Below are 12480 nucleotides of genomic sequence, written 5' to 3'. Positions count from 1 at the left end.
TCACGGAGGATATCGCAGGGACGGGAAGACGCTTATCCATTCCGGATGGCGCGTTCATGCGTGAAAGGGAGGAACATGTCCACGAATTATCTGAGCGCCGCGTCAGTGCGGACGAAGAACCCGGCCGGCGTTATCGCGACATGCGGCCTGATGATCATGTTTGACGGTTACGATCTCGTCGTTTATGGCGCGGTCGCACCGGCGCTCTTGAAAGAAAGCGCATGGGCGCTCAACCCCGCCATGGTTGGGCGCGCAGCCGCGCTGACGCTGGTGGGCATGCTGCTAGGCGCGCTTTTTGCCGGCACCATGGCCGATCGCATCGGCCGCCGGAAGGTGGTTCTTCTCAGCCTCGCCGGTTTTTCGGCGATGATGATCGCCTCGGCCATGACGCCGAATTTTCTCGCCTTCGAAATCACGCGCTTTTTTGCCGGTCTCGGGCTGGGCGCGCTGTTGCCGACGGTTACCGCGCTGGTGCTGGAATTTTCGCCGCCGCAGCGCAGGGCGCAGGCCAATTCCCTGTCCTTCCTCGGTTATCTTATCGGCGGCATTATCTCTGGCGTCATGGGCATCCTCCTTCTGGAGACCTATGGCTGGCGGCCTTTGATGCTGATAGGCGGTCTGCCGCTTGTTCTTCTGCCGATCTTCATGCGGTTTCTGCCGGAATCGCCGGAATGGCTGGCAAGCAAGGGCCGGCAGGCGGAGGCTGACGGCATTTGCGACAGCTACGGTTTGCAACGCATCGCGCCGCATTCGAAAATTCAAAAGGGCGGTGTCGGCGCGCTGTTCTCGGAAGGCCGGCTGCTCTCTACGCTGAATGCCTGGGGCATCCACTTCTGCTCGCTGCTTCTCACCTTCGGCATGGTCAACTGGCTGCCCACCATCATGAACAGGATGGGTTATGACATCAGTTCGGCGCTCAGCTTTTCCGTCATGCTCAATGTCGGGGCCGCGATCGGTATTCTCATCGGCGGGCGATTTGCTGACAAGGGCAACGTCAAGGTGGTCGTGGCGATCCTGTTTGCCATCGGCGCCGCCTCGATCTTTGCCCTGACGGTGAACAAGGGTCCGCTTCTTTATGCCTTCGTCGCCCTTGCGGGTGCGGGCACCATCGGAACCCAGATTCTCGCCAATGTTCTGGTGGGGCGGCTTTATCCCGTCCATATTCGCGGCACGGGTCTCGGCTTTTCGCTGGCGGTCGGGCGGCTCGGCGGCATTGCCGGCCCGATGATCGGCGGCCTCGTGCTGCAGCGAGGTCTGGCGCCCGAGTGGAATTTCTACATTTTCGGGTCGGTCGCACTCGTGGGGCTGATGCTGACGGTATTGACCCTGCTTTACCGCACCTCCGGTGACGCGCGGGTTTGATGAATGAAACGGCTGGCCGCGGAGGACTGAAATCCGCGGCCGGAGCATTTCCGGCAAAGCTGCGGAGCGGTTTTACGCCCGGAGAATGCTAGAAAACTCTAACTCATCATGCCTTACGGGAAACCGGTGCGATCGTCGCCATCTGCTGCAACGTCCGTTCGTTCGTGCGTTTGGCCCGTGCCAGCGCATCGTCGCGATCTTCCGGCAGCGTATAGGTCATATAGGAAAGCGACGTTTCGAGGTCGTTATTGTTGTGTCCGAGAATGGCGGCGAAATAGCTGTTCTTGGTCACATGCGGCGGCGCGAAATTGTGAAAGGCCACCTCGGCATAGAGATGCCGAAGGCCATACGGCTTGGGAAGCTCTTCCTTCGGCCAGAGATCCTCGAACAGGTTAAAGACCGTATCCCTGAGCAGCAGGCGGGTTTCCGACGAAAAATCATCGATCGACATGCCATGCCACAATTTTCCCTGCCCGCTTTCGCGTAGGCGCTTATAGGCAGCCAGAATGGTTTCCGAGCGGGCAAGCACCGGGATTTCATAGGTCACCCCGAATTTCGTTCCCTCACCCTGCTTCGTCTTGGCCTGACCGTTGAACAGGAGGCTCCATTTGGAAACGCCCTTGCCATAGGGGGCAGGTGAAAATTCCGCCTGGGTAAAGACCTCATAGGGGCGGCGTCCGGTCATGCCGATCAGGCCGATGCCGATCATCAGGGGATCGGCCGACAGGAGTTTATCGGCGCAGATCTTCAGAACCTGCCGATAATTCTCGAAGGTAATCAGTGCGCCGTGCTTTCTGGCGATCTTCTCCATCTTCACCCGGCGCGCATCGTCATACATCGCGGCATCGCCGGTGGCGATCTTCAACATCGGGTGATCGTCGCCGAAGGCCTCGCGGATGGCGTTACGATATTTGGTGATATAGGAGATGATCGTGGTCTGGGCTCTGCCCTTCATGGTGCTGATTTCAGCATTCCACAGGGTCTGCATCTCGTCTTTCGTTCCCATGCCATTCATCGCCGAAATGAAATCCGCGATGCGCAGAAGAACGGTCGGCTTGCGGCCGGCGGTATTGAATTCCGCCCGCTCGATTTTTTCGACAATCGATGTCGCGACGCCGTTTTTCGGATAGTCGGCCCGTTCGATATAGGTTTTCAGCCGCTCGCGCAGCTTCTTCATGTTGCAGATGGCAAGCGGAGTGCTCTTTGCGCCGAATTCAGCCTTCAGGGCATAGCGGTATTTCATGATGTAGAGTTCGAGCGTCTTTTCGGTGCGGCCATTGTCGAAATGATAGCGGACCTCGGCATCCCACAGATCACGGATTTTTCTGTTTCGCAGCGTCTCATCGCTTTTCATCGCCTCCCTGACCTCACCAACGAATTGATCGATGCGTTTGACGAGGACCGGTGTTTTTGTTTTTCGTTTTAAGGCGGGCATGCGGCGGCTCCCTGAACCGGTCGGGAAATATAAAATCCATCTTTGGCGATCAACAACAGCATGGTTGCGGGAATATGATGAACATTCGCCGCAGGCCGATTTCTTTTGAATAATAGTTTGACCGATTCCGCAAGCATGGCGGTGATTTAGGAAAATATGGGAAACGGTTTCCGAGCGGCGTCGCTCGCCCAGGAAGCTGGAAAATGCTGCCGGCTTCCATGGTTCATACCGGTAAAATCCAGCGGAATTATTCGCGCGGCTTCGGAATGTCTGCCAAGCCTGCCGCGATTGGCCGGCTTACTTCGGAAGTCGGGTCTTCAGCGCTGCCACGATCTTGTTGGCAAGCGCCTCGTAATCCTCGTCGAAATGATGGCCGCCTTCGATGCCGAGCGTTTCCACGCCCTTCGCCTTCAAGCCGGGGCAGGGGTCTTCATCCTCTTCCTCCGTGCCATAGATGCACTGCACCAGTTTCGGATCGATCTTGGCGATATCATCTACGGTCTTGCCGCCCTTGCCCTCTCCGGCAACGCCGAGCCAGCCCTGAACGGAAATTTCGAAATCCACTTCCGTGGACAGGCCCATGAGAGTGAGCTGCACGACATGTGATTTCGCCCGTTCCGGCAGGAGGTTATAGGTGGCGGGAATGATGTCGGCACCGAAGGAATAGCCGATCAGCACGACGTTGCGAACCTTCCATTCCTTGCGATAGGTGTCGATGATGCGTGCAAGGTCGCCCGCCACTTCCTGCGGCTGTTTTTCTTTCCAGAAATAACGCAGCGCATCGACGCCGATCACGGGAATACCCTGCTTCTGCAATGCGCCGCCCACCTCTTCATCGAGATCGCGCCAGCCGCCGTCGCCGGAATAGATCACCGCCATGGTGTCCATGACCGGGCTGGTTTCCAGAACCTTGATCGGCAGGCCGAGCGGGCTGTCGGTGTCGCCTGCGGCGTCGATGTGGTCGGACAGGGTCTGGGTCAGAACCTCGTCCGCCTTGTCATCCACATCCGTCACGTCGATATCGGGATGCAGCTTGACGAGTGCGTTGACGTGATCGCGGCCCTTCTGGTCCGCAGCCGGCGTGAACAGCACGCTCACGGGGGCGGGCAGCGGGCCATCGGTCAGGCCATAGACCGTTTCGCCATCCGCCTTGTCCTTGGTGGCGGGGGTGCAGAGGATCTTCTCCAGCGGCAGGCCGGCCTTGGGGTCGACGGCGATGGCTTCCCGCACGGTGGAGACCGGGCTCTGCGCAATCATCGCCAGTGCCAGCGTTCCGCCCTTGCCGATGCCGGAGAGGATGGGCTGGCGATAGCTGCTGGTTCCGGCGGTGCGCTGGATCTGCTGCGACAGCGACTCGATGTCCGAGATCATATAGATGCATTCGTCTTCATCGGCCTCGAGCGCCTTCAGATATTCCCTGAAGTCGATGCCGACCACGGCGGCGCCTTTTTCCACGAGCGTCTTGGCGCGGGTCTCGTCGGCGCTCGTCCATCCATCCGCGTCGGAAATCAGGAAGACGCTGGCGAGAATTTCGCCATCCGGCACCATGATGTGCTCGGCGGGGATCATGCCAGTCTCGTAAGCGGGCTTGTCCTCAGCAAAAACTGCGGTGGAGGCAAACAGGGCGGAGGCGGCAAGGACCGCTTTCAACATGCTGGATTTTCTCATTTTCCGATCACTCCTCGGACGCCGCCGCTAATCAGAACCGTCGCGTCCATCAGCGCCAGAGCGGCGTCTGCGCCGTTCTGCACGGCAAGGTAACGCGGTTCCCATTTCGGGTGGAACTTTGCCTTGAAGGCGCGAAGTCCCTTGAAGTTGTAGAAACGTTCGCCGTGTTCGAAAAGCGTGCTGCCGATGCGGTCCCAGACGGGTGCCGCATCGCGCTTCGACATGCCGGACATCGGCGCCATGCCGAGATTGAAGCTCTCATAGCCGGCCTCGCGCAGATATTGCATGATGCTGACGAAGAGAAAATCCATCGAGCCGCGTGGCGCATCCGGCGAAAAACGCATGAGATCGACGGTGGCTTCCTTTTTCGTGGCGGTCACCATCAGATTGGCGAAAGCGGTGATCTTTCCATCCTTACGCAGCACGGCGACGGGTTGCGACAGGATGTAATCCGGCTCGAAAGCGCCGAGCGAGAAGCGCTTTTCCCGGGTATTGTGGTGGGCGAGCCAGCCGTCGGAGACCTGTTTCAGCTCATCCATAATATCCGCCACCTGCGCTTGCTCGATCACCTCGAAGGTCAGTCCGTCGCGCGCGCCGCGGCTCAGCGACTGGCGAAGATTGGCGAGCTTGCCGCCCTTCAGCTCGAATGCGGTGAGATCGACCAGCGCCAGTTCGCCCAGCTTGAAGGCGCGCAGGCCCGCATCGGCGCAATGGGAGAGGAGGAAAGGTGAAATCTGATAGAAGGCGGCGCGTGCACCGGCAGCGCGGGCGGCTTCCACAAATTGCCAGACCAGATCCGGGAAATCATCCTCATCGCCGACCGGATCGGCAAATGCGATCCAGGAGCGGCCCTGAATGCCGTACATGATGAAGGCGTTGCCGCTTTCGGAAAACATCACATGCTTGTCGCCCATGCGTACCAGATTGGCGTCGGCCGCATCCTGTGTCATGACGATGCCGGTTGCGCTCGTGACGTCGTCGGCCTTGATGGCGTCCGGCCGGAAGGCCACCGGCCGCATCAGGCTGAAGATGGCGATGGTGGAGGAGGCAAGCACGAGGCCCAAAAGGGCGCGCAATCCGCGCGGCGCTTCTCCGGAGAATTCGAACTGCCACCATAATGTCTGGCTGTAATCCGTGTCGCGGTAAACGAAGAGCAGGATTGTCGCTGCGCCGGCAATGATGACGGCCATGGCGGCGAGCCAGCTTGGGCCCAGCGCCTGTTTCACCAGCGAGGCATGACGGTTGAAGCTGCGCATATTGACGGAAAGTGCCGCAATGAAGACGCCGAGAATGGCGGCTTCGAACACGGCAATGGCCTTGAGGAGGGAGAGAACCAGCGCCAGCGAGGCGGCGACCAGCGCAATCCACCAGGCGCCATCCAGCCGCTGCCCGAGGCCGCGCGAGGCGACGACAAGCACGAGGCCGAGAATGCTGGTCAGAAAATGCGCCGCCTCAACGATCGGCAGCGGCACGAAATTGGACAGGAAATCCAGATTGCTGTCGGGTGTCGGCGTCACGCTCGAGAAGATCAGCATGGTGCCGAGGATCATCGCGAAGGTTGATAGCAGCGGCGGCGCGAGCCGCACGGCAAGCTGGCTGATATCGGAGACAACAGGCTTTGCCGCGAACTGCTTCATCTCCGAGACGAGCATGACCAGAATGGCCACCACCAGCGGCAGGACGTGATAGATCACGCGGTAGAGAACGAGGCTTCCGAGCAGCTGGTCGACGCTGATGGCATTGCCAAGCCCTGCGACCATCACGGTTTCGAAGACGCCAAGACCGGCCGGCACATGGCTGAGGACGCCGAGGCCGACCGCGGTGGCGTAGATTGCGAAGAATGTCGGCCAACCGAGATGCGTGTCGGGCAGGAGGACATAAAGCACGGAGGCGGAGGCGGCGATATCGAAGGCGGAGACGAGGAACTGGCGCGACGATGTCCGGCTGTCCGGGAGGCGCAGCCGCCATTTGCCGAGCCGGATTGCGTGCCCGTTACGCCCGACATAGGCCGCCACCACGAGAACCGCGATGATGGCGAGCGCTGCACCTCTGAGGATGACGGCATCAACGCCGATAATGGCGGCGATGCGCGGTGCAACGATGAAGGTGGAGATGGCGCTGACCGAAAGCAGGCCAAGCCCGAAGGACAGCGTGACGAAGGCGATGACGCGGGCGATTTCGCCGGGCGACAGACCCAGCCGCGAATAGGCGCGAAAGCGGATGGCGCCACCGCTCAAAGGGCCGAAACCGGCGGTATTGCCGATGGCATAGGCCGCAAAGGCTGTTGCCGCCATGGGCGGAAAGGGCAGCTTGCGGCCGATATATTCGATCGCATTGGCATCATAGAATATCAGCGCCAGAAAGCTGAGCGCGGTGAAAACGATGGCGAGCAGCACCGCCGAAGCCGAGGTCTGCGTCAGCGCATCGATGACGTCGTCATAACGGACTTCGGAGGTCAGGTGATAGATGGCGAAGGTCATCATCACGAAGACCAGCGTGATGGCAATCGCGGTCAGATAAGGACGGTTTCTGGCAAAAAAGCTTTCAACCGCGGATTCAGTAACATCGGTTTGTGTAATTTCGCTCTTGTCTGCCATTTACTTTGCCCAGCGCCCGTTCCTGTTGGCGAACCATAGGATTGTGTCGCTAATTCGTTTCTGTTGCGGAAATGTGATTAGCAGAAAAGCATGAAGTGTCGATGTGAAGTTTGTGTCCGATCATGCGCGAATTTCAACAAGTCTGGAGTGAGAAATGCAACTATGGAATGCATGGTTTGCGGGATTGTTCCGAAAGGCGGCAAATTGACCGTTGTGGTTGCTTGGTGGTGCCGTTTGATGCGATTACACGCTCCTTTCGATTGAAGGAGATGCCAATGAACATGCCCACAAGAATAGTTGTTTCACTCGTCGTCGCCCTCGTGGCCGGTGGCGGATACATGGCGGTGGACAAGATGCGCGGTGCCGAATGGGTCGTTTCGCCGCAGCAGATTGCGGAGGCCAAGGCGAAAGGGCAGATGGGTTATGAATCCCGTCCGGGCACCGTGACCGTTTTGCCGATCCGCAGCGAGACGGCGGATGTGCTGCCGATGAAATGGGCGATGATCGGTGTTGTCGCCGGGCTTCTGGCTTTCCGGGCGAGCGGCAAGAAAAAAGCGGCAAAGGCTTAAGGGCCTGCCGCTTCCTGTCTCCGGCGCTCAGCGCCGGAGATGAACTGCAATTTACGCCTCACGCGCCCCAGGTTTTTTCGAGCACGCGGATCCAGTTGCCGTGGCTGATCTTGGCAAGCGCCTCGTCGTCGTAACCACCGTTTCGCAAGGCCTGGACCAGCAATTGCAGGTCGGCTGCATCCTTCATGGCGGCGGGAATGGTGGTGCCGTCGAAATCCGAGCCGAGTGCGACATGATCGATGCCGATACGGTTGACGATGTAGTCTACATGGCGCACCAGCTCGTTCAGATCGGTATTCGGGTTCTTCACGCCGTCCTGGCGCAGGAACAGAACGCCGAAATTGATGCCGGCGAGACCGCCCGTGTCACGGATCGCGTCCAGTTGACGGTCCGTCAGGTTACGGCTGTGATTGCAGAGCGCATAGGCGTTGGAATGGGATGCCACCAGCGGCGCATCCGATATCTTGGCGATATCCCAGAAACCCTGCTCGTTCATGTGCGACAGGTCGACCATGATTTTCAGTTCGTTGCAGGTCTTTATCAGCCGCTTGCCGGCCTCCGTCAGGCCGGGGCCGATATCCGGCGTCGAGGGGAAACGGAAGGGCACGCCGTAAGCGAAGATGTTCGGGCGGCTCCAGACCGGTCCAAGCGTGCGAAGGCCCGCTTCGTAGAGAACGTAAAGCGCATCCAGATCAGCGCCGATCGCTTCCGCGCCCTCGATATGGAAGACGGAGGCGAAAGCGCCTTTCGCCATGGCATCGCGGATATCGGCGGCCGTGCGGCAGACCTTGAGCGCGCCTGCTGATTGTTTCTCGGCCCGGAACAAAAGGCCGGCCATGGCGAGCGTCGCCTTCAGCGCGTCCGCCTCGGTGGGTGTCGGATAGTCGCCGTTAGCGTCCTTGTCCATGCTGGGTGAAGGCACATAGGCGGCGCAGAGGCCGCCAGCGAGGCCGCCTTTCTTCGCGCGCGGAAGATCGATGTGGCCGACGGTATCCCCTTCGATGAGGAGCGTTTCGGGAGAGGCATTGCCCGATCGCCATAACCGCAGAAGCACGTCGTTGTGGCCGTCGAAGACGGGTACGGGTTTTTGGTCGGTCATGGTCATTCACCTTCGGATAGGGGGAGGGCGCGGGCGCGCACCTATTCAGACTTTTGGGAATTGGTAGAGGAAAGGTCAAGGCGGGAGCAAATGCAATCCGTGCATAGGCTCTGCCAAATTTGGAATTGGTCGGGCCTCGTTTGCTCGTGGTAATCGCGGGAAAACATAAAAAAAATGACTGTATTGGGGCAAACCCACACCGTTTCTGAAAAATAAGGTCCGAAAGGGGATTTTCGATGATTTCAAGACGCAACCTGCTGATTGCCGGCGCTGCCGTTCCGTTCCTGTCCTATGCGCGCATTCCGGCCTTTGCCGCAACGCCCAAGGATATTCTGGTGGTCGCCCAGCAGCTGGACAATATGACGAGCCTTGATCCGCATGAAGGTTTCGAAGCCGTGGGCGGTGAAATCATCTCCAACATGTACCAGAAGCTGGTGCGTGCAAACCGCGAAGACTCCACCAAGGTCGATCCGGTCATCGCGAAATCCTGGGAAGCCGATGCGGACAGCAAGGTCTTCACCTTCGTGATCGGTGACGAGGCAACCTTCTCGAGCGGTGCGAAAGTCACGGCGGAAGACGTTGCCTTCTCGCTGCAGCGCGCCATCAAGATGAACAAGAGCCCGGCCTTCATCATCAGCCAGTTCGGCTTCACGCCTGAGAACGCCGAGACGACCATCGTTGCCGCCGACGACAAGACGGTGAAGCTGACAACGGCAAAGCCGACCGCCATCTCCTTCCTGCTTTATTGCCTCTCCGCCAATATCGGCGCGATCGTCGAAAAGAAGGCGGTTCTCGCCAATGCTTCGGGCGAAGACCTCGGCAATGGCTGGCTGCAGAAGAACAGCGCCGGTTCCGGCGATTTCGTTCTGCAGGCCTGGAAGCCGAGCGAAAGCGTAGCGCTGACCGTCAATCCCAACGGCCCTTACAAGGGCAACATCAAGCGCGTCATCCTGCGCCACGTCACCGATCCGTCTTCCCAGCTTCTCATGCTGCAGAAGGGCGATATTGACATTGCCCGCGACCTCACCTCGGAGCAGCTGCGCAGCGCCCAGAACGACGCGAACATTGAGCTGGAGCGCAAGAGCATTGCCTCGCTGGTGCTGATCTCGCTCAATCAGGGCAATGAGAACCTTGCCAAGCCGCAGGTCTGGCAGGCGATCAAGTGGGCGCTGGACTACAAGGGTATGCAGGAAAACATCGTGCCGCTGTCCCACAAGGTTCACCAGAGCTTCGAGCCGGAAGGTTTCCCCGGCGCCGTCGACGATACGCCGTTCCAGCGCGATGTCGAAAAGGCCAAGGCGCTGATGGCGGAAGCCGGCCTTGCCGATGGCTTCGAGATCACCATGGATCATTACTCCGCCCAGCCTTACCCGGATCTGGCGCAGGCCATTCAGGCGAACCTTGCCGATATCGGCATCAAGGTGCGTCTGCAGTCTGCTGAGAACCGTCAGGTCCTGACCAAGATGCGCGCTCGCGAACACCAGATGGCGCTTTCCGCATGGGGCACGGATTATTTCGATCCGCATTCCAACGCCGATGTCTTCAACATCAACAAGGACAATGGCGACGACGCCAAGTCGAAGCCCTTCCTGTGGCGTTCGCGTTTCAAGAACGACGATTTCGCCGCCAAGGCGGAAGCCGCCCGTGACGAGAAGGACCCGGCAAAGCGCGTGGAGCTTTATGAAGCCCTGCAGCGCGAGCACATGGAAAACAGCCCCTTCGTGTTCATGTTCCAGACCACCAAGACAGCGGCCTTCCGCAAGGGCGTTTCCGGTTTCGAACTGGGCGTTCTCTCCGAGGGCAATTCCTACCACGATGCGAAGAAAGCGTGACATTGAACAAGCGCGTTAAAAGCATATCGTCGATACTGGGCAGCGTCATCCTGACGCTGTTCGGTTTGATGATCATCACCTTCATGATCGGGCGCGTGATGCCCGTCGATCCCGTCATCGCGGCGGTCGGCGACAATGCGCCCGAAGACGTCATCGTGCGGGTGCGGGCCGAAATGGGTCTCGACCAGCCGCTGGTCGTGCAGTTCTTCCATTATGTCTCGCAGGTTCTGCATGGCGATTTCGGCAATTCGATCCTGACCCGCAATCCGGTCTGGATCGACATCAAACGCGTCTTCCCCGCCACTTTCGAACTTGCCACCGCAGCTCTCATCCTTGCTGCGCTGATCGGCATTCCGCTCGGTGTCTGGGCGGCGGTTAAGCAAGGCAAGCTGACCGACCAGGTCATCCGTGTCGTCTGCCTTGCCGGTCACTCCGTGCCGGTCTTCATGCTGGCGCTGATTTCACTGCTCGTCTTTTACGCCACGCTCGGCGTCGCACCGGGACCGGGCCGGCAGGATATCATCTATGACGGCATGATCTCGCCGGTCACCGGCCTGATGACGGTCGACACGCTGCTTGCGGGTGACTGGGACGCCTTTTACGACGCCATCGCCCATATGGTGCAGCCCGTCTGCATTCTCGCCTATTTCAGCATGGCCTATATCACCCGCATGACGCGCGCCTTCATGATCGATGCGCTGAAGGGCGAATATGTCATCACCGCCCGCGCCAAGGGCTTGTCCGCCATGACCGTTATCTGGGGCCATGCCTTCCCCACGGTCGCCGTGCAGCTCATCACGGTTCTCGCGCTCACCTATGCCGGCCTTCTCGAAGGCGCCGTGGTGACGGAAACCGTGTTCAGCTGGCCGGGCCTTGGCCAATATCTCACCGTCTCGCTCATGAACGCGGACATGAACCCGGTCGTCGGAGCAACCCTGTTGATCGGCTTCATCTATGTCGCCCTCAACCTGCTCGCAGACGTGCTTTACAGAGTTATGGATCCTCGCGTTCGATGATGTTAGCTAATTTTAGAAACTGGGCTCTGGATGAGACGCCGCATTCCCGCAGCCAGGCTGCCTGGGGAAACCGGTACCGCATCTGGCTCAACCTCAAGTCCAACCCGCTGGCGGTGGTCGGTCTGACCATCATCGTCCTCTTCATCGCACTGTCGCTGCTGGCGCCATGGCTCGCGCCCTATGATCCGGCGACGCAGAACCTCGGCAACCGCCTCGCCTTTCCGAGTGCCGAGCACTGGTTCGGCACGGATGAGCTGGGTCGCGATATCCTTTCGCGTATCCTCTATGGTGGCCGCGTCACGCTCGGTATGGTCATTGCCGTCGTTGTTCTGGTCGCGCCGATCGGGCTCGCCATCGGCTGTATCGCCGGTTATTTCGGCGGTATCGTCGATACGGTGTTGATGCGGGTGACGGATGTCTTCCTGGCCTTCCCACGCCTCATCCTGGCGCTTGCCTTCGTTGCGGCGCTGAAGCCGGGCGTCGAAAGCGCCGTTCTCGCTATCGCGCTCACCGCTTGGCCGCCCTATGCGCGCCTTGCACGCGCCGAAACCATGACGGTTCGCGGCAGCGATTTCGTCGCGGCCTATCGGCTGACGGGCGCTTCCGCCTGGCGTATCATCGCCCGTCACATCGCGCCGCTCTGCGTACCGAGCCTTATCGTGCGCATCACGCTCGACATGAGCTCGATCATCATCACCGCCGCCAGCCTCGGCTTCCTCGGCATGGGCGCGCAGCCGCCGTCGCCGGAATGGGGCGCGATGATCGCCACCGCCAAGCGCTTCATCTTCGAACAATGGTGGGTCGCCACCATTCCGGGCATCGCCATCTTCCTCGTTTCGCTCGCCTTCAACTTCCTTGGCGATGGTCTGCGCGACGTGCTCGACCCGAAGGGACATTGAGCC

9 protein-coding genes are annotated in these 12480 nt (G+C 59.7%); 5 read left to right on the top strand and 4 right to left on the bottom strand.

The window, feature by feature from the left end; genetic code table 11:
• Window positions 1-75: 75 nt before the first annotated feature.
• A complete protein-coding gene (locus DA915_RS12655) occupies window positions 76-1362 on the top strand; it encodes an aromatic acid/H+ symport family MFS transporter (RefSeq protein ID WP_162722709.1) in 1287 nt (428 codons plus the stop codon).
• Window positions 1363-1468: 106 nt separating this feature from the next.
• Here DA915_RS12655 and DA915_RS12650 read toward each other — a convergent pair whose 3' ends face one another.
• From DA915_RS12650 to mprF, 3 genes are all read right to left on the bottom strand, one after another.
• Window positions 1469-2797 (bottom strand): telomere resolvase, encoded by a 1329-nt coding sequence (locus DA915_RS12650; protein WP_107675983.1) that lies wholly within the window; start codon window positions 2795-2797, stop codon window positions 1469-1471.
• A gap of 297 nt (window positions 2798-3094) precedes the next feature.
• A complete protein-coding gene (locus tag DA915_RS12645) occupies window positions 3095-4465 on the bottom strand; it encodes a virulence factor (protein ID WP_107675982.1) in 1371 nt (456 codons plus the stop codon).
• Window positions 4462-7062: a bifunctional lysylphosphatidylglycerol flippase/synthetase MprF gene (gene mprF, locus DA915_RS12640; protein ID WP_087744958.1), complete on the bottom strand. Its 2601-nt coding sequence runs from the start codon at window positions 7060-7062 to the stop codon at window positions 4462-4464. Before mprF ends, DA915_RS12645 begins: the two co-directional genes overlap by 4 nt.
• 275 nt (window positions 7063-7337) lie before the next feature.
• Here mprF and DA915_RS12635 point away from each other — a divergent pair, with 275 nt between their 5' ends.
• Complete coding sequence (locus DA915_RS12635; RefSeq protein WP_003503976.1) at window positions 7338-7631, top strand: hypothetical protein; 294 nt, start codon at window positions 7338-7340, stop codon at window positions 7629-7631.
• 58 nt (window positions 7632-7689) lie between these two features.
• Here the strand turns inward: DA915_RS12635 and DA915_RS12630 are convergent, their stop codons facing one another.
• A complete protein-coding gene (locus DA915_RS12630; protein ID WP_107676023.1) occupies window positions 7690-8730 on the bottom strand; it encodes a dipeptidase in 1041 nt (346 codons plus the stop codon).
• Window positions 8731-8966: 236 nt separating this feature from the next.
• Here DA915_RS12630 and DA915_RS12625 point away from each other — a divergent pair, with 236 nt between their 5' ends.
• From DA915_RS12625 to nikC, 3 genes are read left to right on the top strand one after another with little or no spacing between them, the layout of a single operon-like run.
• Window positions 8967-10562: an ABC transporter substrate-binding protein gene (locus DA915_RS12625; protein ID WP_003503980.1), complete on the top strand. Its 1596-nt coding sequence runs from the start codon at window positions 8967-8969 to the stop codon at window positions 10560-10562.
• A 2-nt stretch (window positions 10563-10564) separates the two neighbouring features.
• Complete coding sequence (locus DA915_RS12620; RefSeq protein ID WP_003503982.1) at window positions 10565-11578, top strand: ABC transporter permease; 1014 nt, start codon at window positions 10565-10567, stop codon at window positions 11576-11578.
• Window positions 11575-12477 carry a nickel transporter permease gene (gene nikC, locus DA915_RS12615; RefSeq protein ID WP_099085871.1) on the top strand — a complete coding sequence of 301 codons (903 nt, stop codon included), beginning with the start codon at window positions 11575-11577 and terminating at the stop codon, window positions 12475-12477. The genes DA915_RS12620 and nikC overlap by 4 nt, the downstream gene beginning before the upstream one ends.
• The last annotated feature ends 3 nt before the right edge of the window (window positions 12478-12480 follow it).

Source organism: Agrobacterium sp. LAD9, from assembly GCF_003031125.1.
Classification (GTDB): Bacteria; Pseudomonadota; Alphaproteobacteria; order Rhizobiales; family Rhizobiaceae; genus Agrobacterium; species Agrobacterium radiobacter.
This window is presented reverse-complemented; position numbering and strand designations above follow the sequence as displayed.

Coding starts and splice junctions, on each gene's coding strand:
- DA915_RS12630 (WP_107676023.1), bottom strand. CDS start 8,730: ATGACCGACCAAAAACCCGTACCCGTCTTCGACGGCCACAACGACGTG.
- DA915_RS12655 (WP_162722709.1), top strand. CDS start 76: ATGTCCACGAATTATCTGAGCGCCGCGTCAGTGCGGACGAAGAACCCG.
- DA915_RS12650 (WP_107675983.1), bottom strand. CDS start 2,797: ATGCCCGCCTTAAAACGAAAAACAAAAACACCGGTCCTCGTCAAACGC.
- DA915_RS12625 (WP_003503980.1), top strand. CDS start 8,967: ATGATTTCAAGACGCAACCTGCTGATTGCCGGCGCTGCCGTTCCGTTC.
- DA915_RS12645 (WP_107675982.1), bottom strand. CDS start 4,465: ATGAGAAAATCCAGCATGTTGAAAGCGGTCCTTGCCGCCTCCGCCCTG.
- mprF (WP_087744958.1), bottom strand. CDS start 7,062: ATGGCAGACAAGAGCGAAATTACACAAACCGATGTTACTGAATCCGCG.
- nikC (WP_099085871.1), top strand. CDS start 11,575: ATGATGTTAGCTAATTTTAGAAACTGGGCTCTGGATGAGACGCCGCAT.
- DA915_RS12635 (WP_003503976.1), top strand. CDS start 7,338: ATGAACATGCCCACAAGAATAGTTGTTTCACTCGTCGTCGCCCTCGTG.